This window comes from Chryseobacterium sp. C39-AII1, from assembly GCF_039672645.1.
GTDB lineage: Bacteria > Bacteroidota > Bacteroidia > Flavobacteriales > Weeksellaceae > Chryseobacterium.
In genome coordinates this window covers 448,996-472,002 of the sequence record NZ_JBDFPQ010000003.1, presented here as the reverse complement: position 1 = coordinate 472,002, position 23,007 = coordinate 448,996, and the positions used below count along the sequence as shown (strand labels likewise).

Genomic DNA, 23,007 nt, shown 5'->3' with positions numbered 1-23,007 from the left:
TATTATGGACAATCAGGAAAATCAATCTATAGATCCGCTTGGATCAATCGAGCCTCTAAAGACGTTTGAACCAACTCCGATGACTCCTCCGACACCTGCAACGCCAAGTATGGCTCCGGCTCCGGTGATGGATAGAGACGGAAACGTAAATTTAGCGCAACTGCAGTCTGAAGAGCGTAGAAAATACGAAGTTCTTGCAGATTCTATTGATGAAACAAATCCGGGATCGATCGTTAATTTTGGAGCAGAGCTTCAAAGAACGTTATCGAACCAGAGTGATAGTTTCTTAGGAAATGTAAGAAGATCAAATTCCGGTGAAGTTGGAGAATTGATTAATAATTTATTGATCGAGTTGAATTATGTAGATGTTGAAGAATTAAATCAGAATAAATTCAAAAGTTTTTTAAGCAAATTACCTTTCATGAAAAGTGTAATGACGCAGATTGAGAATTTATTTGCCAAATATGATAAAATTATCAACAATATCGATCAGATCTCTTATAAAGTAAATGCTGGAATCATTACTTCAACGAAAGATAATGCAGTTTTACAAACGATTTTTGAAAGTAATATTAATGCCATCAAGCAAATTGAAGAACTGGTCATTGTCGGAAATCTAAGAATGGAAAGAGCTGGTGCTGAGCTAACCCACATGGAGGCCAATACACAGGAGTTTCAGGATTATCAGATTGCAGATAAAAGAGATTTTATCGCGAGATTAGACCGAAGATTGGCGGATCTTAAAGTGGTTCGTTTAATTATGATGCAGTCTCTTCCGCAGATCAGATTGGTTCAGAATAACAACGTTTCGATTGCTGAAAAAGCCCAAACGATCTTAACAACGACGTTGCCACTTTGGAAAAACCAGCTTTCGTTAGCCGTTGCAATGTACAGACAACAGCAAAGCATTGAAATTCAACAAAAAGTTTCTGCGACAACGGAAGATATTTTGAGAAAAAATGCCGAGCGTTTAGGTCAGAATTCAGTGAATGTGGCAAGAGCAAACGAGCAAACGATTGTGTCTGTTGAAACATTGAGAGAAACGACTTCGAAGTTGATTAATACATTAAATGAAGTAAAACAAATCCAGAAACAAGGTGCAGAAGGAAGAAGAAAGCTGGATCAGGATTTGATGACTTTAGAGCACGAATTAAAAGCAAATGTAAGAGGATAAGAGCATAGAAAAAGGTGAATGATGATGCTGTAAACATACTATCTCAGAGCAATAGAAGATTAACAAAGCTTAAACTTCTGTGTAATTTTTTTGAAAATGTTGATATAATTTCGATTTACATTAAAACCGATATTATACACAATCTTTTTCGGGAAAATACGGGATTGGATTACAGTAAACTCGAACTTTTTCACTTGCAATATACCGATAGCCTGATTGAACTTTTGACCAAAATTAAAAGGCAAAAGGAAAACGATCTGTTGGTTATCATTAACGAAATTGATATTAATAACAAGTACATTTCGGGGTTTGAAGATAAGCGTGTTGATAGTTTTGAAACAGACAGAAGAATGTACAGCGGAGTTTTTTCTAATCAGCTGAAAAGCCTTTACAAAGATCTTACGGAAGATAAATTCCGTCTGAATTGGGATAATGTGCTGTATTTTAATAAAAGATATGCCACAGAATTTTACAGAAATGATGTGGATGAAGAATTATTAAAGTCGGATACTTTTCCTGCTTATCGATACCTTGAGTATGAGATCGAAAGAAAATTATTGGGAAGACTTAATATTCAGGATTTTAAAGCTCGTTTTGTCTGCGGATATGTAATTTCCGGAAATGAATATGAGTTGTTTAAAATTTTCCAGTCGGATGATCATTTTATTTTTGATGTTGAAGGTAAAAAAATGTACCTGATCGATTCAAAAAAACTGGAAAAGCTGGATATATCGCCCAATGAATCTAATCAGGGATCTATTGTGGATCAGTTGAAAAAGAAAAATGAGCAGTTGGAAGAAAATATCAACCAAAGAAAAAGAACATTGCCGGAACAGGTAACCTCTGTTTTGAAAGATTATATCCAAAATTTGGAAAGCATTGATATCATGAGCAAAATTTTTGACATTAATGAAGAAACGAATATTCTGCGCGCAATGTTGAATTTAAATTTAAATAATAATTAAAAAACAAAGAATACTGAAAACCGTAGAATTTAAATACGGGAATTCTGTTTCTTTGCTAAAAAACAATAAACTAAACATAAAAAGATGGCTATCAATTTACAAAAAGGTCAAAGAATTAACCTTACGAAGGAAAATGGTACAACGCTTACTCAGGCTTGTGTTGGGATCAACTGGGGGGCTATTGAGAAAAAAGGATTTTTCGGTGGAGTAACTCGAGAGGCAGTTGATTTAGACGGAAGCTGTATTTTATACGATTCTAATAAAAATGCGACTGAAGTGATCTATTTCGGAAACCTGAAATCTAAAAACGGAGCTGTAAAGCACAGTGGCGATGATTTAACAGGTGACGTGAATGGAAACGACGGTCTTGACAATGAAGTAATCACTGTAGATTTCAGTAATTTGGATTCAAATGTTGAGCACGTTGCTTTGGTTTTGAACAGCTATAAAGGTCAGGATTTCGGAACAATTCCTTTTGCTTCAATCAGAATTTACGAAGGAACTCCTACGAATGTAAAAGAAGTTTTCGCTAAATATGATATTGCTAACGATGCTTCTTTCAGAGGTCACGTGGCGATGGTAATGGGTGTTTTCTACAAAAGAAACAACGAGTGGAAATTCAATGCGATTGGAGATCCAACAGCAGATAGAAAATTGCAGGAAACCATTGAAACGGTAAAGCAAAAATATCTATAAAATTGGGATTCAATAGGAACGGGCTTTAGCCCGTTTAATGAAAAGGTAAGTTTCTAATCCGGCTTTAGCCAAAACTTATTTTAAAATATTGAATTTTAAGACAATAAATTTAAATGGCAATACTTGTATTCGTACAACTATTGCTTTTATCATATAAAAAGCACATTAAAAAGTGGATAAACATCAAAGTATTATAGATCTTCATCCTGGGTTGGTTTGGGGATTTGCGGTAACGGTAGTTATCATGTTGCTCCTTGACTTAGGGGTTTTCAACAAAAAAAGTCATGAGGTTTCTTCCAAAGAAGCTACCATCTGGTCAATTGTTTGGATCTCGCTGTCTATGGTGTTTTCTGGAGTGGTGTATTGGGTTTTCAATACAGACGGAACGCCGGAAAGTCATGCTATGGCAGTGGAGAAATTTACACAATATCAGGCAGCTTATTGGGTTGAAAAAGCTCTTTCGGTGGATAATTTATTTGTATTCATCTTAGTTTTCGGATTCTTTAAAGTTCCGAAATATCTTCACCATAAAGTTCTTTTCTGGGGAATTATCGGAGCATTGATTTTCAGAGCGATCTTCATTTTTGCCGGAGTTGGATTGATTAATTTGACGTACTTGCCTGAAATGAATATTTTCGGACAGGCCGTTCAGATCAATATTGTAATGGTACTTTTCGGATTATTCCTTGTCTATGCCGGGATCAAATCTTGGGGAGATGGTGGCGATGATGAAGACGAAGATTACAGCAATACTGCCGGAGCTAAACTGATCAAAAGATTCTGGAAAGTTTCTGATAATTATGCTGGAGACAAATTCTTCACCGTTCAAAACGGAATTAAAATGGCAACTCCACTTTTGGTAGTTGTGGCAGTAATCGAGTTTACAGATGTATTGTTTGCGGTAGATTCTATTCCGGCGATCTTCGCGATTTCAGATGATCCTTTCATCCTTTACACCTCGAATATTTTCGCAATTTTAGGATTAAGATCATTATATTTCCTTTTGGCAAACTTCATACACATGTTCAGCAAACTGCCTTACGGATTGGCAATTATCTTGTCATTTATTGGAGTTAAAATGCTAATCGCACCGTGGATTCACATTTCATCACCAGTTTCATTAGGAATTGTGGGGGGAGTATTAGTAATCTCCGTGATCTTATCAATCATTTTCCCTGATAAAGAGGAAGAAGAGAAAGAGAAAATTGAAAAATAATACCAACTATCTTTAGATATAGAAAAGCTTTACATTGTGTAGAGCTTTTTTTGTTTGAAGCTTTTTCCCGCTTTCCACTGTATCTTTTGGGTTACGGCTTCTGCTTCGCTCCAGCCGCAACCCAAAAGGATGTCGTTCCAATCGGGGCTAGGGTAGAAGCCATTCATTTTAGTATTTGAAAATATGTTCAAAGTTTATCATTCTGACAATAATCTAAACAGATTAAGATAATTAGTGTTTAGATACTTTCAGCATGACAAATTAGAGGGATATATGAAATACTTTTTGAATTAAAATATTCTTAATAATATCAAATTCATTATTCACTTGCAAAGCAAAATTCACCATTGACTATTCAACCATAAAAACTACTTATATTTCAATAGTTTATTAATTTTTTGACGGGTTTGCAACGAAACCTTATACGCTTCATCTCTCAATTTTTGGATCTTTCCAACAGGCTGAAAATAATATTTACTTTCGAAAGGATTAAAAGACAGCAATTCATTTTCACAAGCCGTTGGATTTTGCAAAGAACCTTTTTCAATTTTTACTTCTCCAATTTTGACGAAAGGCGAATTTTTCCATTCAACATTTAACCTGTTAATAGGTTGATGCTTCAGATCATAGCAAATTTGAATTAAAACATCGGCGTAAAAATCATTTTCATTAAAATAACGATTCAAAGCGTCTTTTGGTTTCTTTTTTTTATCGAAATTTTTATCAACCGATTTAGGTTGAAGTTTTATTTTCATCATATTTTCTCCCAAACGGTAAGCCCCAACCGAATGATAATCGAATGATAAAATAAAATCATTTCTTTTAGCGAAAAGCTTAAAACCGTTTTTTAAGAACGAACCTGTACAAGTGGAAGGTATAACTTTTAAAATCTGAAGCATCAACGAAAAAGAACTCCATTTTTTAATATAAAATCGATTCACAGAGGTAAATAATTTCAAAAAAGTACTTACGGAATTGATCGGAAACAAAGGAAAGTTCACCAAAGGATAATTGGCGAGCAAATCACCATTTTCATCTTTTATCTTCACCGAAAATCCGTAGGCGGGAACATCTTTTTTGCTATCATCAATTTTCAATTGCGCATTCGAAAAACGAATCATCAGCTCATATTTTTCCTTATCAAAGAAAGGCTGAAGCTCTTCAGGTACATTCTTATCAATAATGAATTCTCCTTTTGCTACCGCATAGGTCTTTGCATGGGCATTTCGGGTGGCGTAATTTACATCGCTTACGGTTGATGACTGTTCAACAAAGTCGGCGATACTTTTTTTATTGATCTCAAGCAGTTCCTTTTCTTCGTCGGTTAGCTTGTCGTATTTCTTATTATATTTTAATGGACTTGGCATTTAGTTTTTAAATTCAATTATAACGCCAAGTTTCGACAAAGATGTTAACCCAGTATTAAAGATATTTGAACTTTTTGAAGAAGTAAATGGATGGTGGTTTAATGTGTTGAAAAATAGTTGTTTAAATGGTTTTTGTTCTATGATTGTAAAAGAAACTTCCATCTTCCAACTCCCATCTTCCGTCACAAAAAACTATCTTTGCAAAAATATTTAATTATGGGAGTAGCAGATATGTTATTTAAACGTAAAAAAGAATTGGCAGAGAAAAACCTGAAAGACGGTCAGGAATATATGGCAGAATACGGAAAAAGAGAATCTGTAGTTGAGCTGCCAAGCGGTTTGCAATATGAAATCATCACAGAAGGCGACGGCGAAAAACCGGGACCAAAATCTACCGTAAAATGTCATTATCATGGGACAACAATCACTGGAAAAGTATTTGATAGCTCTGTAAAAAGAGGTACTCCGGCTTCATTTCCTTTGAATAAAGTAATTAAAGGTTGGACGGAAGCTCTTCAGTTAATGCCTGTTGGAAGTAAATGGAGATTAATTCTTCCTCCACATTTGGCTTACGGAGATCAGCAGATCAGCAAAGAAATCGGGCCAAACAGTACGCTTATTTTCGAAGTTGAATTGTTGGATATCAAATAGTATATCCTTAAAAATAGCTTAAAAATCTACTTGACATTCAGGTAGATTTTTTTATTTGTATTATCTTAGTGTTTAGTAATGATTGCAGATTTGTTTGCAGTTTTAAAGCTTTACACAAATAAAAATACAACCAAATGAAAAATTTATTCTATCTCCTTGCTGCTTTTAGCATGCTTACGTCCTGTGTTTCCAGAAAAAATCAGGTCATTAAGCAAAATATTCTTACTCTTAAAGACAGCTATTGTAAAGCGCCTTTTCAATATAATTATACCAACAAAGTTCCTTCTTATAATTCAGATTCTATTATTGCTGCCAATAAAGAACTGAAACCGATGTTTTCAGATCAAAGTATTTTAATTTTAAATGCTTTGGATAATCTGGATGAAGTTCATGATATTATCGAGCTTAAAAAAAATACGTCTTTAGACGCTCAGGTTAAAGTTTTACAATTAAAAGGAAAGATTAATAGTAAAATTACCATTGCTTTAACAGAATTAGATGCTGTTGCTGCCGAATTTGACTGTGAAGGTGAAAGAGTAGCGCAGATTGGAAGTTATGTTGATAATCTGAACGATTCAAGAAATAATAAGCTCATCTTATATTCAATTATAACAGGTGCCGCCGCTTCAATCGCCGGAGGTATTGTGAAGGATAACGGCTGGAGCAATGCAATTGATATTGGCGGGGGTATTTTAGGAGCCGGATTCGGTTTGGCGACATTAAATCCTAAAGGTCAAAAAGTTGAATTTATTCATCAGAGAAATTTATTAAGAGATATTTGGACAGAAAAACTAAAGGCTGCCAATTTTCCGCCGTTTGTTTGGTATATGTACACAGAGAAAAAGTTTTCAAATAAAGAAAAGCATTCTATCATTGGAAGTATGAGAGAAAGATGGCTGCATTATCAGTTTGAAGATAATAAAACGGATGCAGATCAATCAGTTATTTTCAGTGATGGAGGCTATTACAGAGCAGACGATTTGCACAATCGGGAAGCTATGTTGAATCAAATGCAGTCGGCGACGAGAACAATTAATCAGAATATCAATTATTTACTATTAGATTTGGATCGGTTGATTCTTTAAGAAAATTTTAACTGTAACATTTTTTGTTACAGTTAAAAAATTTATATCTTTGTACTGTAATTGAAATGAACAACACAAGATTTGCTACGGCAATACATATTATGATTTTATTGGCTAAAAGCCCTCAAGAATGGTTAAATTCTGAGTGGCTGGCGGGTAGCATCAATATCAATGCGGTTGTTGTTCGTAAAGAGATTATTGTTTTGAAGGAAGCCGGTTTAATTGTCAGCCGCCAGGGAAAAGAGGGAGGAAGCCAGCTTTCGAGAAAAGCCGAATCTATTACCATCTCTGAAATTTATTCAGCGGTAAAAAATACGGAGCTTTTAGGAAAGAAAAATCAAAATCCTAATCCGATTTGTGCTGTGGGAAGAGATATTAACAATCATTTGGATCATTTATTTACAGAAACTGATCGATTGGTTTTAAACTTTTTAGGAGATAAAACACTTCAGGAGTTTAGTGATCAGTTTGAATAAAAAAATTTGATTCAAAATGTAACAAAAATTATTACAATTTAATTTAAAAATAAAATATTATGAAAAAAGTAGCAGTAATTGGTGCGACAGGTTTTGTGGGAACACAAGTGGTAAACGAATTGGTAAACAGAGGATATCAAGTGGAAGCGATTGTAAGAGATGCTTCAAAAGTTCAGCAAAATGAAAAAATAACCGCTAAAAGTGTTGATGTAAATAATGTAAGCGAATTGGCAGATGCTTTAAAAGGAAATGATGCGGTAATCAGCTCTTTCAATGCAGGTTGGACAAACCCAAACTTGTATGAAGACTTTTTAAATGGTTCTGTAAACATTGAAAAGGCAGTTGAAGAATCGGGCGTGAAGAGATTTATTACCGTTGGTGGAGCGGGAAGCCTTTTCATCGATGGAAATCAGTTGGTAGATGGACCAGATTTTCCTGCAGAAATTAAACCAGGAGCAACAGCTGCAAGAGATTATCTAAATAAAATTAAAGAAAATACAGTATTGGACTGGACATTCTTTAGTCCGGCTATCGAAATGCATCAGGGAACTGCAGGAGTGAGAACTGGAAAATACAGAACAGCTTTGGAAAATCCAGTGTTCAATGAAGAAGGAAGAAGCGTACTTTCTGTAGAAGATGTTGCAGTTGTTTTGGTAGATGAATTAGAGCAGAATAATCATATCCGTGAACGTTTCACCGCTGCTTATTAATTGTAATTAAAATTTTTATTGATGTTTAAAAAGAAGTTTTTAACAATAATTGCTGTTTTGAGTGTAACTTTTGCTTGGGCGGGAAATTTAAAGATAGAAGTTTTCAATCCGGGATCTAAAGCTATTTTTCCGATAACTTCCACTATTGTTTATGGAGATAAAGATGCGATGTTGGTGGATGCACAGTTTGAAAAACAATATGCAGAAGCGCTGGTAAAAGAAATTAAAGCTACAGGTAAAAATCTGAAAACGGTTTTTATTTCTCACAGTGATCCTGATTTTTATTTCGGATTAGATGTCATTAAAAAAGCTTTTCCCAATGTGAAAATTATTTCAACGGCACAAACGGCGTATTTAATTTCAGGGTCTAAAGATGGAAAATTGGCAGTTTGGGGACCAAAATTGAAAAATGATGCGCCTTCTGAAATTATTATTCCTGAAGCAGTTTCTGAAATTCCTGATCTGGAAGGAAACAAAATTGAGATCAAAGACAATATCGATGATCCTGCCCATAGTTTTTTGTGGATTCCTTCCATTAAAACTATTCTTGGCGGTATTTCGGTGACCGTGGAATCTCATATCTGGATGGCGGACACTCAAAATAAAGCTGCAATCGATCAATGGATTGCTAAAATTGATGCCATGAAAGCCCTCAATCCTCAACAGGTTGTGCCTTCGCATTATGCCAAGCTGGATCTTTCACCAAAGTCATTGAATCTTGTTAAAAACTATCTTGAAAACTTTAAAAAAGCGGTTACAGAATATAAAACTTCAGACGCCATCGTAAACTATATGGTTAAGCAATACCCAACTCTTCCCGGAAAAGATGAATTGGAAATGGGTGTGAAAGTTTTCTTGGGAGAAATGAACTGGGATTTGAAATCTCCTTATCCAGCTATTGGAAGAAAAGTATTGGTGGATTTTAACGATACAAAATTTCTTGAAGAATACAAGGATAATAAGACGATGACTTTTGTTCAGGCAGAAGGAAAGTCAAAAGGAGATACGGATACCGTACAGTATTCTGTGGTTGAAGTGGCAAAAAATGTTTTTCTTGTATATTGGCATGAACCTAAAAACGGATACAATATAACGCACATCGAAGATTATAATAAAAATATTGTGTACTCTAATTTTACAGCAAAAGATGGAAGTTTAGTTCATCTTGAAGGTAAATTGAGCTTTTTGAAATAACGAATTGCTAGTGCTAAAAATAAGTCTCGGCGGAACCTTTGGTTCCGCCGAGACTTTTATATAACATTAAAATCTTTTACAAATTCATGAATAACTTCGGATTAACCGGAGTATTATTTTTGTGTACTTCATAATGAAGATGAGGTCCTGTGGAACGTCCGGAATTTCCAGATTTTGCAATCACCTGGCCTACTTTTACCTTATCATTTACCTTCGCGACCAATTGAGATAAGTGACCGTAAAGAGTTGCTAAACCATTTCCGTGAGAGACGATAACACAATTTCCATAACCACCTTTCTGTCCGGAAAAGATTACTTTTCCTGCAGCCGTTGCAATTACATCCGAACCGTAAGCCACGGCAATATCCAATCCTTTATGGAACTGCATTTGGTCTGCTTCAGCAGGTGGATTATTTTTTTCAGGAGTTGCTGTTTTAGTATTTGAATTAGAAGCGATAGTTTTTGTTGATGAACTAGCTGCCGGAGAAGGAGCAGCAGGTGTCGTTTTTGGCGTTACCATTACTTTTACCTCTCTTTTATTTCCATAGCTGTCCGTAAGTTCTATTATTTTTTCCACAGGTTCTGCTTTGACTTCAGGAGCGGCAGCTGCTGCAATAGGTTTCGAGTCTGTTTTAGACGGTGATTTTACCGAAGCATAGACTGTTTTGAAAGGAATTGGATTTTTTCTGATCCCAAAGTTAGATGAAATATAGCCATCAGTAGGCATTCCTAGCGGAACTTCCTGAAGCTTTTTCTGTAAATCTATTAAATATTGGCTGTATCGGTTCGATTGTTTTGCCAGATATACAGAGTTGGAAATACTGTCTTTACTTAATGCCATCAATCTTTCGCTCGGCACATCTTTAGACTTTAAAAATGAATTAAGCTGAGCAACAGTTTGATCTACAATACTCAGGTCAGTTTTCATTTTCAGATAATCTACGCTGTCTTTTTGGGTGTTTATCTTCACAAGATTCACCTCGTAGGTTTTGTCATCTTTTTGAGAAAATAACTTAACAATAAAAATGGCTTGTGCAAAAACTACTAATAAAAGCCCTCCTAAAAGGAAATTTACGTTTTTCTTGCTGCTTAGAAATTTCTTCATTTTCCTGCTCTTAGAATTAAAAAAACGGTTTTAAGCTTGCAAATTTAATTAAAAATAACTTTTTGATGTTATTCTTAACATACTTTTATTTTTATCTGTAATAAACGGCGATTAATGTATTTAATTGTGTTGAAGTGTTAATTTTTTCTAAAAATGGGTTTTATCATGCCTTCAAAAGTACTGTTCAACCTTTGTTTTAATATATTTGCAAATCACATTTCAGTTATGGCGAAAAAGAAAACAAATTCGGAAACTTCAAATTCAAAAAAGAATAAAAAAGACATTTCCGTTGGCGTAGTAGGAAGCGGAAGTTTTGCAACGGCTATCGTAAAAATGCTTGTAGAAAATTGCAAAGTGGTGCATTGGTGCGTAAGAAATGAGTTTGTAAAAGGAGCGATCGAGCTTCGTGGTCACAACCCGACATATCTTACGGCCGTTAATTTTAATCTTAAAAGTTTAAAGCTTACGACAGATATCAACGAGTTGGTTTCGGCTTGTGATGTTATTGTTTTGGCAACTCCATCTATTTATTTATCAGATACATTAGATAAAATGAGTTGTGAATATGGTGACAAGATTTTCGTTTCTGCGATCAAGGGAATTATCCCTAAAGTGAACGATGTGGTTGCTCATTATTTAAGAGACGAATTTAAAATAGGTTTCAGAAATCAGGCGGTGATTGCAGGGCCTTGTCATGCGGAAGAGGTTGCAATGGAAAGACTTTCTTACCTTACAGTTGCCACAGTAGAAGAGGAAGTTTCAGCTAAATTGGTTGATATTTTTAATTCTGATTTTATTAAAATGCATTCCAGTAAAGATATTTTAGGAAACGAGTACAGTGCGATTCTTAAGAATATTTTCGCTATCGGAGCGGGTATCGCAAGCGGATTAGGCTATGGAGATAACTTTACCGCAGTTTTTGTTTCCAATGCTATTCGTGAAATGGAAACTTTCCTTGAAGCTATTTATGAAGCACCGCGAGACGTGAATGAAAGTGCTTATTTAGGCGATTTATTGGTAACGGCTTATTCGCTTTTCTCCCGAAACAGAAATTTAGGAAACCTTATCGGAAAAGGATATACCGTAAAATCTGCCATCCAGTCTATGAATATGGTTGCGGAAGGATATTACGCAGCCGATTCCATTTATAAAACATCAAAATTGAAAGGATTAAAACTCCCAATTGTTGATACCATTTACAGTATTTTGTATGAAGGTAAAAATGCTGAAAAACAGTTCAAAAAGTTAACGACAAAACTTAACTAAATTATATTTTCAAACATTTCGACTTTGAGCAAAATTGATTTTTAATAATTAAAACTGTTCCGAGCCGAAGTGTTTTTTTTTTGATATTATTTCGATCAAAAAGCGAAATTTTATTCCTTTTTGGAAAAAATGAAGCCAATCCGTGGAATCTCCAGAAAATAAAATTTTTAAAACCATTAAGATCTTTATTAAAAAGTTAAGAACTTAAGTTTTTCTCATCCTTAATCTTAACCTTTACCTTCTATTAAAATTTATCTTTTCGATAGCACTTCATTTATATTTTCCATCATATTTTCTTCTCTATCAACTAATTTGTTTTTTTCTAAAAAATTACGTGCTAAATCGTATAATCAGGCTTTAATTCTTAAAATTTTTCCCGAAATTTGTTGTAAAATTTAGAATTATGCCACAAACGCTTATTAGCAGAACACCGAAGCCAAAATACGACGTTGTACTGATAGGTGGCGGAATTATGAGCGCCACTTTAGCAACTTTGCTTCATGAGTTTGATCCTAACCTTGAAATTGCCATTTTTGAAAGGCTGGGACGATTCGCCAAAGAAAGTACCGCAGCATGGAATAATGCAGGAACAGGACATTCTGCTTTTTGCGAACTAAATTATACCCCGGAACAGCCAGACGGAAGCATCGACATTTCAAAAGCAGAAAGTATTGCTGAACAATTTGAAATTTCTAAGCAGTTTTGGGCTTACCTTGTGGATAAAGGATATGTGGATACGCCTAAAGATTTCATCAATTCTTGTGCGCACATGAGTTTGGTATTTGGTGAAAAAGACGCTGAATATCTGAAAAAACGTCACGATAAATTATCAGAATCTGCCTTATTCAAAGGCATGGAGTTTTCAACCGATCATGATAAACTGAGAGAATGGATTCCATTGGTAATGAGTAAAAGAAATAAATCTGAAGTACTCGCAGCCACAAAAATGGATATGGGAACAGACGTGAATTTCGGAAGCTTAACAAGAAAAATGGGAAGACATTTGATGTTAGGTTCGAATGTTGAGATTTTCCTTTATCATGAAGTAAAAGACATTAATCCTCGTAACGACGGAAAATGGGAGATGAAGGTGAAAGACAGAACTAAAAATCACAAACAGGAAGTGGTGGCAGATTTTGTATTCATCGGAGCCGGAGGATATGCTTTGCCATTATTAGACAGTTCGGATATTAAAGAAAGTGAAGGATATGGAGGTTTCCCTGTTTCCGGACAGTGGTTGGTAACTCACAATCAGGAATTGGTAGAAAAGCATCAGGCAAAAGTGTATACACAGGCAACTGTTGATGCACCGCCAATGTCGGTTCCTCACTTAGATTTAAGAATTATTGATGGTAAAAAAGCACTTCTTTTCGGTCCTTTTGCAGGTTTTTCAACGAAGTTTTTAAAAGAGGGAAGTTATTTAGATTTGCCTGAAAGTGTGAATACTAAAAACTTAAGATCTCTTTTTGGAGCTTGGTGGCATAACTTACCATTAACGAAATATCTGATTCAGCAGGTAGCGATGAATAAAGCACAGAGAATTCAGCATTTAAGAGAATTCATCAAGGATGCGAAAGAAGAAGACTGGGAATTAAAAGTTGCTGGACAAAGAGTTCAGATCATTAAAAAAGATGACCAGCTGGGTGGAAAACTTGAATTCGGAACTGAAGTGGTGGTGAATAAAGCAGGAACAATCGCTTCATTATTGGGAGCTTCTCCAGGCGCCTCAACAGCAGTTTATGCGATGTTGAATGTTCTTGAAAAATGTTTCCCTGAAAAAATGGAAGGAGAGTGGAAAGCTAAATTACTGGAAATGGTGCCTTCTTACGGACTGAAATTAGCCCAACATCCAGAACTTACGGACAAATTGAGAGATTATTCTAAAGAAAAATTAGAATTGGAATATTAATCTGATTCATAAATATTTAAAAATGGCTTTGCAGTTTTGTAAAGCCATTTTTGTTTTATGAAATTTTCAAAATTATCTTAGCTTTTGAAAAAAATGTTATCATCTTAAAATAGGATATTCAAACATTCTAGGGATCATTCTAATTAACTTCACAATAAGCTACAATGTGTTTATGCATTCTCTGAATGGGATTTTTTTCAGTGCTATCTTTCAACAAAAATTTTAAAATTAATTATCTTTGCCTCACAATTTCCTAAACATGTCAGAAACAATAGCAAAGCCCATCATTGCAAAAGAATTGCTGGAATCTCTTCAGACGAAAATAGAAGAAGAGCAGCAGGTAATTGTGCACTGTTGCTTTCCGGCATCACCATTTTTAGGAAATCTGATCAGGATTTGGCATACAACGTATCTTTTTGATAATCAATCGGAGCATCAAAGTAAATTGATTCATGCCGAAAATATTACCATTTTCCCCAATTGGACACCCGTTCCTTTTATGCGGGATTTTTGGTTTACACTCGTTTTCTCAGGATTACCTAAAGACTGTAAAAGTTTTGATTTGAAGGAAGTTATTCCCGAAGAAGGAGGCTTTTTCGTGGAATCGATCAAAAGAAATAACTCAGACATTTATCGGGTTAAAATTTCTGAATCCTATTAGAATGATTTTGCCAATTCTTCTATTTTAAAGCATTGCTATCATTTGCTGAGTAAAAAATTCTTGTGAACAGAAATGTTCAGTATCAAATATGAAAAATTTAGCAAACGATATCTTTAAAAATAGAAAATCTGCGCTATCTGCTTGATCTGCGAGAGAATTTTAAAGCTAATCTATATCATTAAAATTATTAAGCTAGCTAAAAGTCTGACTCTATGAATAATAAAAATCTCTCTATTCTTATATAAGTGAAACGGCTTTGTGAAACTAAAAAATAATTAATAACCAAAAAAGCTTCGTGAACTTCGTGTTCAAAAATTAATATTTGCCTATTCTTATCATTTTCCCAAAACAGTTACTAAAAAAATCAAATAAATTCATGAAATTTGTTTGTTATAAAACGGTCAGTATTTTGTAACATAATCATAATATTGGCGAAAACAAAAAAATCATAGTTTTAACCCCAATTTCAAATAAGTTCATGAAGAAATATATTTTGTTGCTTATACTTTTCCCTTTACTTGCCTTTTCTCAGAAAATGGTTTCTAAAGATATTGTGGAAATCAAAAAATTTCAGGAAGACCTTAATGCAGAATATCTTAATCCGAAGGAGACACCTTTAAGAGGTGATAATTTCACCAATTTTAAAGGACATCCTTTCTTTCCTTTTGATCTGAAATATAAAGTAACCGCAACATTTACCAAAACAAAAGATGCGAAACCTTTTGATCTTCCTACTTCCTCAGGAAAAACAAAATCCTATAGAGAATACGGTAAAGCAACTTTCGAATTAGACGGAAAATCATATACTTTAACCTTATATCAAAGTTTAGATTTAATCAAACAAAAGAAATATAAGAATTATTTATTTCTCCCTTTCCGTGATGCAACCAATGAAAAAGAAACTTATGGTGGCGGAAAATATATGGATTTAACGATTCCAAAAGGAAATACCATCATTTTAGATTTCAACAAATCTTATCAGCCTTTCTGTGCTTACAACGCTTACGATTATAATTGCCCGATCGTTCCTGAAGAAAATAAACTTCCCATGGAAATTCGCGCAGGAGTAATGTATGAAGATATTTATCATCATTAAAATATGGTTCGCTTACAATTTTTCAGCCCAGAAGATCTTTCTGGAGTAAATTATACTTTGAATGAACTTCAGCTTCAATATACTTCTACCGCCGAATTTGCTTTAAATCGAATTTCCCAAAGAAATACGGGTTTAGAATTTGCCGTTACGATTTTCTATAATGAAGAAATTGCCGGCTTTTTTACCTTAGATTTTGGTGAAGATAAATTAGATTTAACGGATAATCAAAACTCAACTTTATTGCGTTCCCTTTCCATAAACCCTGAAATACAGGGCAAAGGAATCGGAAAAAGTGCAATGATTCAGGTGGATGATTTTGTACGAAAAAATTTCAAAGACTGTAATGAAATCGTTCTTGCCGTTAATCAAAATAATATTTCCGCTTACGAGTTATATTTAAAAGTTGGTTATCAATATGAAGGAAAAACCCGCATCGGACGAAGCGGACCACAATATTTAATGTTCAAAAGACTTTAAAATCAATTTTTCAAACAATTAACACATAGATTCACCACAAATATCTGCGCAATTTGCAAAATCTGCGAGAGAAAAAATCAACATTCCCATTCAATTAAGAAAGGGCTTTAGCCAAAACTTATTAATCCTCAAACTTTAAGAAACTTTTAATTCAGAATTTTCATGTTTGGCGTGATACTTTCAACTAAATTTGAGTAACATCAAATAATAAAACATGGAAATATCACTTCATAGTCAAGTAGCTATCGTAACGGGAGCTTCCAGCGGCATTGGATCCGGAATTGCAAAATCCCTCGCTTCGGCGGGAGCAACAGTTATCGTCAATCATTCCTCGCAACATTCTACAGACGAAGCAAAAGCTGTTTTAAAAGAAATTACCGATGCTGGAGGAAACGGAATGACCTATCAATGCGATGTTTCCAAGGAAGATCAGGTGGTGAAAATGTTTCAGGATGTTGTTGCACAATTTGGAACGGTTGATATCCTCATCAACAATGCCGGAGTTCAGAAAGATGCAAAATTCACCCAAATGACACTCGATCAATGGAATACCGTCATCGGCATCAACCTCACCGGGCAGTTTTTATGTGCTAGAGAGGCCATAAAAGAATTTCTTCGTCGCGGAATCGACACTTCCCGATCCGCTGCCTGTGGCAAGATCATCCATATCAGCTCGGTTCACGAGATTATTCCTTGGGCGGGGCATGCCAATTATGCATCGAGTAAAGGCGCAATCCGTATGTTGATGCAAACTTTGGCTCAGGAATACGGAGCAGATAAAATCAGGGTCAATTCAATATGTCCGGGAGCTATTCAAACACCGATCAATAAAGACGCTTGGGGAACTCCGGAAGCCTTAAACTCATTACTAGATCTGATTCCTTATAACAGAATCGGGCAACCACAGGATATCGGCAATCTCGCCGCATTTTTAGCAAGTGATCTTGCAGATTACATCACAGGAGCCAGTATTTTCGTGGATGGTGGAATGACAACCTTCGAAAGTTTTTCTACCGGAGGATAAGTTTGGGCGCACATTTCCGGCTTTCACTACTCGCTTTTTTATGCCCTTTCTGAGTCCAACGCTTATAAAAAGAGCTCAGACAGGCCGTTCAATCCGGGGCGCGATGCAGCCGAAAATAGAAAAAGCAGTCGTTTGAAAGTCAATGGTCAATAGTGAATTTGTTTCACTTGTCAATTTTTAAGCTAGATATCAATTCACCATTGACTAGCGAAGCAAAATTCACCATTCACTTTTAGCCCTTTAATCATATACCATTTATCAATTATCGTTTATAAAGTATGAAAGAAAAAGAAAGATTATCCGATGTCAGCTGGAAAAAATGGGGACCCTATGTCAGCAATCGTGAATGGGGAGTTGTGCGCGAAGATTACAGCGAAAATGGCGATGCATGGAATTATACCAACCACGACATCGCTGAAGCTAAAACATATCGTTGGGGCGAGGAAGGAATTTGCGGAATTTGTGACGATCTCCAAAAGCTGGTTTTTTCTGTCGGATTCTGGAATAAGAAAGATAAAATGGTAAAGGAGCGTTTCTTTGGTCTCTCCAACGATCAGGGAAATCATGGAGAAGATGTGAAAGAATATTTCTATTATCTCGATTCTACGCCTACACATTCTTATATGAAGATGCTGTACAAATATCCTCAAAATGCTTTCCCTTACGATGATCTGATACAAACGAATGCTGCAAGATCCAAAGATGAACCTGAATATGAACTCATCGATACCGGAGTTTTTGATCAGAACGAATACTTCGATATTTTTATTGAATACGCGAAAGAAAGTCAAAATGATATTCTGGTGAAGCTCACGATTGTCAACAAATCCGAAAATCAAGCATCATTAATTATTCTTCCGACCATTTGGTTTAGAAATACTTGGAATTGGGGATACAACGATTATCAGCCACAAATGAAATCTGATGAGGTGAATTCGATACAAATCAATCATAAAGATTTAGAAATAAAAAATATTTACGCTAATCAATCGGAGAAAGTACTGTTTTGTGATAACGAAACTGATAATGAGAATATCTATCAATGTCCGGGAAATTCAAACTATCCCAAAAACGGAATTAATGATTTTGTAATTAACGGAAATGTACAATCGGTTAATCCCAATAATAAAGGCACCAAAGCGTCATTTTTTATAGACGAAAATTTTAAGCCAAAAGAAACAAAAACATTTGAATTCAGAATATCAGACAAAGAACTGAATCAGCCATTTGAAGATTTTGATGAAATTTTCAGTTCAAGACAAAAAGAAGCCGATGAATATTATAATGAAATTCAGCAGGGAATAAAGTCTGATGATGAAAAATTGGTTCAGCGACAGGCTTTTGCGGGAATGTTATGGAATAAAATGTTTTATCATTACAACGTGGAACGATGGCTGAAGGGCGATCCCGCTCAGGCAAAACCTCCAAAATCCCGTGAGAAGATCCGTAATTATGACTGGAAACACCTCAACAATGAGCACATTATTTCCATGCCTGATAAATGGGAATATCCTTGGTATGCGACTTGGGATCTGGCTTTTCATACCATTAGTTTTTCTTTGATTGATCCGGATTTTGCTAAACATCAGTTAAAATTATTTCTTTTTGAATGGTATATGCACCCCAATGGGCAACTTCCGGCTTATGAATGGAATTTCAGTGATGTTAATCCGCCGGTGCATGCTTGGGCAGTGTTCAGGGTTTTTAAAATTGATGAATATTTTAAAGAAAAACCGGATCTGGAATTCCTTGAAAGTGCCTTTCAAAAACTGTTGATGAATTTTACATGGTGGGTGAATAAAAAAGATCTTAACGGAAATAATATTTTTGAAGGCGGATTTTTAGGACTCGATAATATTGGGGTTTTCGACCGAAATACAACGCTTCCCAATGGCGAACAACTGGAACAGTCGGATGGCACGAGCTGGATGGCGATGTTTGCTTTAAATATGATGAGAATTGCTCTCGAATTGGCACTTTATAACAATGTGTATGAAGAAATGGCTATGAAATTTTTTGAACATTTCCTTGCCATTGCCAACTCTTTGGATAATATGGGTGAAGAATGTTTCAGCCTTTGGGATGAGGAAGATGAATTTTTCTATGATGCAATTGCTTCCAATGATGGCAATCATATGTATTTAAAACTGAGAACTATTGTTGGTCTTATTCCGATGTTTGCAGTAGAAGTGATTGATGATGAAATGATTGAAAAACTGCCAAATTTCAAAAAAAGAATGCAATGGGTTTTGGAAAATAAACCGGAATTGGCGTCGTTGGTTTCCCATTGGGAAGTAAAAGGGGAGGACTCTAAGCATTTACTGTCTCTGTTGAGAGGCCATCGTTTGAAAAGATTATTGAGCAGAATGTTGGATCCTAATCAGTTTTTAAGTGATTTTGGTGTGCGTGCTCTATCGAAAGAGTATGAGAAGAATCCATATACTTTAAATTTAAATGGAACAGATTATACCGTAAAATATACACCTGCAGAAAGTGATAGCGGACTTTTTGGAGGAAACAGCAATTGGCGCGGACCGATTTGGTTCCCCATCAATTTTTTAATTATTGAAAGCCTGCAGCGTTTTTTCTTTTATTACAGTCCTGATTTTTTGGTGGAATATCCTACGGGAAGTGGAAATTATTCAAATTTAGATCAGATTGCAGATGCGCTGAGTAAAAGATTGTCTAAATTATTTTTAAAAGATGAAAACGGAAATCGCCCTTTCAACGGGCAGTATTCGAGATTTCAGACTGATCCTGATTTCAAAGATTATATTTTATTTTACGAATATTTCCACGGAGATACCGGACGTGGAGTAGGAGCCTCCCACCAAACAGGTTGGACAGGATTGATTGCAAAGATTCTGATGCCTAGATTTTCTAAAAAAGAAATTGCCGAATCTGAAACAGAAATGCCGGATGACGCTGAATAATTGTTTTTGGTTGCTGGTTGATAGTTGCTGGTTTTTAGCTTTGTAAAACTTAAAAATATTTTCAAGATGAGTTGCTGCTATTCAAATATTTCCTGAATGACTTCCAGTGATGTCGGTGTTTTAAAATCGGTGATATGATAATGATAATAGATAAGAATGCTGTCTAAAAATTCTTTCCGACATGACGAATGAATCTTGATTTCGTAAGGATTTTTAGATAGTAAAATACTTTTCCAGATAAGAGAAATCGTATTGTTAAACAATTGATGATTGATGGTTGATGAAAAAGTTCCCGTTTCAGGATCGAGAAAATCTTTATCACTAATCAAAGGTGAAACGCCTTGAATTTTTAAGATTTTAATTAAAAAAACAAGATGTGCCTGATAATTTTTTTGAGATAATTGGCTGATAAATTCTTCAATTCCCCAACAAATACTTAGGTTTTTGCTTTCGTTTCTTAAAATATGATTTAAAAAATCTGAAATAAAAAATATAATGGTGTTTACTTTTATATCCGTATAAATATCATTATTCTTTACCAACTCAAATTTTGAAACGGTCTGAATTCCGTTTCCTTTAATCGGATTTAAAGAAAAACTAAGCTGGTTCAACGGCAGAAGTAAGGCTTTTTTCTTATTTCTTTTGGCATAAATACCTTTTAGAAAATAAGTCTGAAAGCCATCTTCTTCAGTAAAACAATGCAGCACAGCATCATTTTCTCCGTATTTTAAATAGGAAATTAGAAATCCGTTTTGTGAATTCATTAATTTACCACTGCTATTTTTGCAGTTGCTTTATCAGAACCATCTTCATTGGTCATTAAGACAAAATAAATTCCTGAAGCAACACGCTTACCTTTCTGGCTCATCAGATCCCATTCATAATATCCACCTCTTGCAACCGCCGAGTGTACAACGTTTCCGGCAGCATCAGCTATTCGGATATTGGTTTTCTCAGCAAGACCTTTTATCGTAACTTTTCCTTTGAAGTTTGAATAAACCACAGGATTCGGATACACCAACACGTTTCCGAATTTTGAGTTAACATCGCCCACATCACCTTGATATACGACGATTCCATCAAGAGTAACGAAATAAACTTTTCCGGTTTTAGAATCAACTTTTATGTCAGTAACACTGTTTGTTGGCAAAGGAGAATTTTCTTTTGTAAAGTGCTTTATAGTCTGCTCGCCACTTGGTGAAAGGTAATATACACCACCGTCTTCCACAGAAACCCACTTTTGATTTCCTGTATCTGGTTCGATCTGAAGAATGGCATTATCTCTGAAAAGTTCTTCTGCAACTCCGTTTTGCTCAATAATGATAGCTTCTGCTTTTGGAGCTGTATCTGTAATGGCAGATTTTGGATTTGAAAGAATTCTGATTCCCAATCTTGTTCCGATCCAAACATTATCGTCTTTATCAACAGCTACAGAAACAGTTCCATTTGCCGGTAAACCATTGTCTTTTTTAAGAATTTTATAGGGAGCAGTGGTAGAGGTTGGGTTGTTACCATATTGCTTCATTACCAAACCTCCTGCTTCAAAAAACGGACTTGGAATATATAACATTCCATCTTTTACCACAGGCTTTTGAGTATTTCCTCCAGAAATTACAGGTACAAGAATAAAATCGTCGGCTGCTTTATCATAGAAGTAATATCCTACGTTTCCTAATGTACTGTTTACAATTCCTGCCGATACAAACATTTGATTATTTTCGTCAAACGCAATGCCTCCAGGACGGTTTTCGCCAATTGCTCCGTCATCATTTTTATATCTCTTTTTAAAGACATCGTTTTCCATTTTGTAGATGCCTTTGTCTTGATTAAAAATATAATTTACAAAGTAGGCTTCACTCGGATTAGAAGGATTTGGTACTACATCTAAAACATTGAATGTTATCGGATTATTGATGAAATAATCAGGATAATTCCACTTGTTTCCATCAAAATGATAATATCCTAGATTCCTTATGGTAGGAGAGTTGTAGGCTTCTTTACCTCCTGTTGAAACCCAAATCTGATCGTTTAATAATGAAACTTTATAAGAAGTGTTGCTATAAGGACCATCTGGTTTGAAGACCATATTATCCTCGGTTTTTATACCGCTCAGTTTTGTTCCTCCGTATACTTTGCCATTAACTTTTGTCGCGGTGTTACATTCTTCCCCAATACTTACATTTCCGCTGGAAGTACCGTTGGTTCCAAATGTATAAATTCTGTTGGCATCAGTTACAATAATATCGTTATTGGTTACTACAATATCACGAATATTAGAGAAACTTACCGGTAAAGCGGTTGAGGTTCCGCTATTGTATAAATAGGCTGCAGTTGGCGACCCGAACGTCATTACAGATTCTGAATCTATATGATTAAATGATCCAGCCATTTCTGTAGTCCAAGTACTGTAAACAGGAAATGTAGTATTTATTTCGTGGCTTTTTAAACCCGAATTGGTTACAGAAAATACTTTACTCCCAACAATTGTTGCTTCATTACTGGCTTCATAAACTCCTCCGGTGATGAAAAATGCAGAATCATTGAATTCTTTTTTAGGCAAATCAAAAATAGAAACACCATAGCCTACAGAAACAGTCGCTTTACTTCCTGTAATCGATATGTGATTAATCTTTTTATTTCCTGTATAGCCTGTTGCTAAAGGAATATCAACAACATAGGTTACTCCGTCTGGAGTGATAATATCCAAAGAACCGTTTTGATAACCCACAAGTCCCATATTGGTTTGCGGATTATAATCAAATGCAGATATTTTCACATCATGAAGCCCGTTGGCTTTTGATAACTTTGTAATTTCACCTGTGGAAATGGTATAAAAAAAGATCCCGTTTTCTGTGGCTGCTACTATTTTGCCTCCGCCTTCTTTCATGGCCAGTACATTATTGTAGGAAAAAAGATCCGACCATTTTTTAGAAGAAATATTTTGAGCATTTACAACTTGTAGGGATGCTAAAATTCCAAGAGAAATTAAAAGTTTTTTCATG

20 protein-coding genes are annotated in these 23,007 nt (G+C 35.1%); 16 read left to right on the top strand and 4 right to left on the bottom strand.

The window, feature by feature from the left end:
* Positions 1-4 precede the first annotated feature (4 nt).
* From ABEG63_RS07840 to ABEG63_RS07825, 4 genes are all read left to right on the top strand, one after another.
* Positions 5-1,174 carry a toxic anion resistance protein gene (locus ABEG63_RS07840; protein ID WP_346584044.1) on the top strand — a complete coding sequence of 390 codons (1,170 nt, stop codon included), beginning with the start codon at positions 5-7 and terminating at the stop codon, positions 1,172-1,174.
* Positions 1,175-1,338: 164 nt separating this feature from the next.
* Positions 1,339-2,139 (top strand): hypothetical protein, encoded by an 801-nt coding sequence (locus tag ABEG63_RS07835; RefSeq protein WP_346584043.1) that lies wholly within the window; start codon positions 1,339-1,341, stop codon positions 2,137-2,139.
* Positions 2,140-2,223: 84 nt separating this feature from the next.
* Positions 2,224-2,835 (top strand): TerD family protein, encoded by a 612-nt coding sequence (locus ABEG63_RS07830; protein WP_346584042.1) that lies wholly within the window; start codon positions 2,224-2,226, stop codon positions 2,833-2,835.
* 172 nt (positions 2,836-3,007) lie between these two features.
* Positions 3,008-4,051, top strand: a complete 1,044-nt coding sequence (locus tag ABEG63_RS07825; RefSeq protein WP_346584041.1) for a TerC/Alx family metal homeostasis membrane protein — start codon at positions 3,008-3,010, stop codon at positions 4,049-4,051.
* Between the two features lie 368 nt (positions 4,052-4,419).
* On the opposite strand, the gene ABEG63_RS07820 is transcribed toward ABEG63_RS07825, so the two are convergent.
* Positions 4,420-5,418 (bottom strand): catalase, encoded by a 999-nt coding sequence (locus tag ABEG63_RS07820; RefSeq protein ID WP_346584040.1) that lies wholly within the window; start codon positions 5,416-5,418, stop codon positions 4,420-4,422.
* 216 nt (positions 5,419-5,634) lie between these two features.
* Here ABEG63_RS07820 and ABEG63_RS07815 point away from each other — a divergent pair, with 216 nt between their 5' ends.
* The 5 genes from ABEG63_RS07815 (at position 5,635) to ABEG63_RS07795 (ending at position 9,534) form a co-directional block, all read left to right on the top strand.
* A complete protein-coding gene (locus tag ABEG63_RS07815) occupies positions 5,635-6,069 on the top strand; it encodes an FKBP-type peptidyl-prolyl cis-trans isomerase (protein ID WP_267404048.1) in 435 nt (144 codons plus the stop codon).
* Between the two features lie 134 nt (positions 6,070-6,203).
* Positions 6,204-7,154 carry a hypothetical protein gene (locus ABEG63_RS07810; protein WP_312395081.1) on the top strand — a complete coding sequence of 317 codons (951 nt, stop codon included), beginning with the start codon at positions 6,204-6,206 and terminating at the stop codon, positions 7,152-7,154.
* A gap of 65 nt (positions 7,155-7,219) precedes the next feature.
* Complete coding sequence (locus tag ABEG63_RS07805) at positions 7,220-7,630, top strand: Rrf2 family transcriptional regulator (protein WP_312395085.1); 411 nt, start codon at positions 7,220-7,222, stop codon at positions 7,628-7,630.
* 59 nt (positions 7,631-7,689) lie between these two features.
* Positions 7,690-8,340 carry an NAD(P)H-binding protein gene (locus tag ABEG63_RS07800; protein WP_346584039.1) on the top strand — a complete coding sequence of 217 codons (651 nt, stop codon included), beginning with the start codon at positions 7,690-7,692 and terminating at the stop codon, positions 8,338-8,340.
* 21 nt (positions 8,341-8,361) lie between these two features.
* Positions 8,362-9,534, top strand: coding sequence for an MBL fold metallo-hydrolase (locus tag ABEG63_RS07795; RefSeq protein WP_346584038.1), 1,173 nt, complete (start codon positions 8,362-8,364; stop codon positions 9,532-9,534).
* 76 nt (positions 9,535-9,610) lie between these two features.
* Here the strand turns inward: ABEG63_RS07795 and ABEG63_RS07790 are convergent, their stop codons facing one another.
* Positions 9,611-10,639: a M23 family metallopeptidase gene (locus tag ABEG63_RS07790; protein WP_346584037.1), complete on the bottom strand. Its 1,029-nt coding sequence runs from the start codon at positions 10,637-10,639 to the stop codon at positions 9,611-9,613.
* 225 nt (positions 10,640-10,864) lie between these two features.
* Between ABEG63_RS07790 and ABEG63_RS07785 the strand changes: the two genes are divergently transcribed.
* From ABEG63_RS07785 to ABEG63_RS07755, 7 genes are all read left to right on the top strand, one after another.
* Positions 10,865-11,905, top strand: a complete 1,041-nt coding sequence (locus ABEG63_RS07785; protein ID WP_312395096.1) for an NAD(P)H-dependent glycerol-3-phosphate dehydrogenase — start codon at positions 10,865-10,867, stop codon at positions 11,903-11,905.
* Positions 11,906-12,308: 403 nt separating this feature from the next.
* Positions 12,309-13,814 carry a malate dehydrogenase (quinone) gene (mqo, locus tag ABEG63_RS07780; protein WP_346584036.1) on the top strand — a complete coding sequence of 502 codons (1,506 nt, stop codon included), beginning with the start codon at positions 12,309-12,311 and terminating at the stop codon, positions 13,812-13,814.
* Between the two features lie 259 nt (positions 13,815-14,073).
* Positions 14,074-14,475, top strand: a complete 402-nt coding sequence (locus ABEG63_RS07775) for a hypothetical protein (protein ID WP_346584035.1) — start codon at positions 14,074-14,076, stop codon at positions 14,473-14,475.
* Between the two features lie 478 nt (positions 14,476-14,953).
* Complete coding sequence (locus tag ABEG63_RS07770; protein WP_346584034.1) at positions 14,954-15,571, top strand: DUF1684 domain-containing protein; 618 nt, start codon at positions 14,954-14,956, stop codon at positions 15,569-15,571.
* 3 nt (positions 15,572-15,574) lie between these two features.
* Positions 15,575-16,048 carry a GNAT family N-acetyltransferase gene (locus ABEG63_RS07765; protein ID WP_346584033.1) on the top strand — a complete coding sequence of 158 codons (474 nt, stop codon included), beginning with the start codon at positions 15,575-15,577 and terminating at the stop codon, positions 16,046-16,048.
* Between the two features lie 214 nt (positions 16,049-16,262).
* Complete coding sequence (locus ABEG63_RS07760; RefSeq protein ID WP_346584032.1) at positions 16,263-17,072, top strand: glucose 1-dehydrogenase; 810 nt, start codon at positions 16,263-16,265, stop codon at positions 17,070-17,072.
* 278 nt (positions 17,073-17,350) lie between these two features.
* Positions 17,351-20,005, top strand: coding sequence for a glucosidase (locus ABEG63_RS07755; RefSeq protein ID WP_346584031.1), 2,655 nt, complete (start codon positions 17,351-17,353; stop codon positions 20,003-20,005).
* 77 nt (positions 20,006-20,082) lie between these two features.
* On the opposite strand, the gene ABEG63_RS07750 is transcribed toward ABEG63_RS07755, so the two are convergent.
* Together ABEG63_RS07750 and ABEG63_RS07745 are read right to left on the bottom strand one after the other, a co-directional pair.
* Positions 20,083-20,769, bottom strand: coding sequence for a recombination protein O N-terminal domain-containing protein (locus ABEG63_RS07750; RefSeq protein WP_346584030.1), 687 nt, complete (start codon positions 20,767-20,769; stop codon positions 20,083-20,085).
* The gene (locus ABEG63_RS07745; protein WP_346584029.1) at positions 20,769-23,006 is read right to left on the bottom strand and encodes a two-component regulator propeller domain-containing protein; all 2,238 of its coding nucleotides are present in this window, start codon (positions 23,004-23,006) and stop codon (positions 20,769-20,771) included. The genes ABEG63_RS07750 and ABEG63_RS07745 overlap by 1 nt, the downstream gene beginning before the upstream one ends.
* Between the last annotated feature and the right edge of the window lies 1 nt (position 23,007).

Bases quoted from the DNA above. Each gene is read 5' to 3' on its own strand.
- ABEG63_RS07775 (WP_346584035.1), top strand. From the start codon at position 14,074: ATGTCAGAAACAATAGCAAAGCCCATCATTGCAAAAGAATTGCTGGAA.
- ABEG63_RS07750 (WP_346584030.1), bottom strand. From the start codon at position 20,769: ATGAATTCACAAAACGGATTTCTAATTTCCTATTTAAAATACGGAGAA.
- ABEG63_RS07810 (WP_312395081.1), top strand. From the start codon at position 6,204: ATGAAAAATTTATTCTATCTCCTTGCTGCTTTTAGCATGCTTACGTCC.
- ABEG63_RS07745 (WP_346584029.1), bottom strand. From the start codon at position 23,006: ATGAAAAAACTTTTAATTTCTCTTGGAATTTTAGCATCCCTACAAGTT.
- ABEG63_RS07755 (WP_346584031.1), top strand. From the start codon at position 17,351: ATGAAAGAAAAAGAAAGATTATCCGATGTCAGCTGGAAAAAATGGGGA.
- ABEG63_RS07840 (WP_346584044.1), top strand. From the start codon at position 5: ATGGACAATCAGGAAAATCAATCTATAGATCCGCTTGGATCAATCGAG.
- ABEG63_RS07790 (WP_346584037.1), bottom strand. From the start codon at position 10,639: ATGAAGAAATTTCTAAGCAGCAAGAAAAACGTAAATTTCCTTTTAGGA.
- ABEG63_RS07785 (WP_312395096.1), top strand. From the start codon at position 10,865: ATGGCGAAAAAGAAAACAAATTCGGAAACTTCAAATTCAAAAAAGAAT.
- ABEG63_RS07770 (WP_346584034.1), top strand. From the start codon at position 14,954: ATGAAGAAATATATTTTGTTGCTTATACTTTTCCCTTTACTTGCCTTT.
- ABEG63_RS07765 (WP_346584033.1), top strand. From the start codon at position 15,575: ATGGTTCGCTTACAATTTTTCAGCCCAGAAGATCTTTCTGGAGTAAAT.
- mqo (WP_346584036.1), top strand. From the start codon at position 12,309: ATGCCACAAACGCTTATTAGCAGAACACCGAAGCCAAAATACGACGTT.
- ABEG63_RS07805 (WP_312395085.1), top strand. From the start codon at position 7,220: ATGAACAACACAAGATTTGCTACGGCAATACATATTATGATTTTATTG.
- ABEG63_RS07830 (WP_346584042.1), top strand. From the start codon at position 2,224: ATGGCTATCAATTTACAAAAAGGTCAAAGAATTAACCTTACGAAGGAA.
- ABEG63_RS07800 (WP_346584039.1), top strand. From the start codon at position 7,690: ATGAAAAAAGTAGCAGTAATTGGTGCGACAGGTTTTGTGGGAACACAA.
- ABEG63_RS07820 (WP_346584040.1), bottom strand. From the start codon at position 5,418: ATGCCAAGTCCATTAAAATATAATAAGAAATACGACAAGCTAACCGAC.
- ABEG63_RS07795 (WP_346584038.1), top strand. From the start codon at position 8,362: ATGTTTAAAAAGAAGTTTTTAACAATAATTGCTGTTTTGAGTGTAACT.
- ABEG63_RS07760 (WP_346584032.1), top strand. From the start codon at position 16,263: ATGGAAATATCACTTCATAGTCAAGTAGCTATCGTAACGGGAGCTTCC.
- ABEG63_RS07815 (WP_267404048.1), top strand. From the start codon at position 5,635: ATGGGAGTAGCAGATATGTTATTTAAACGTAAAAAAGAATTGGCAGAG.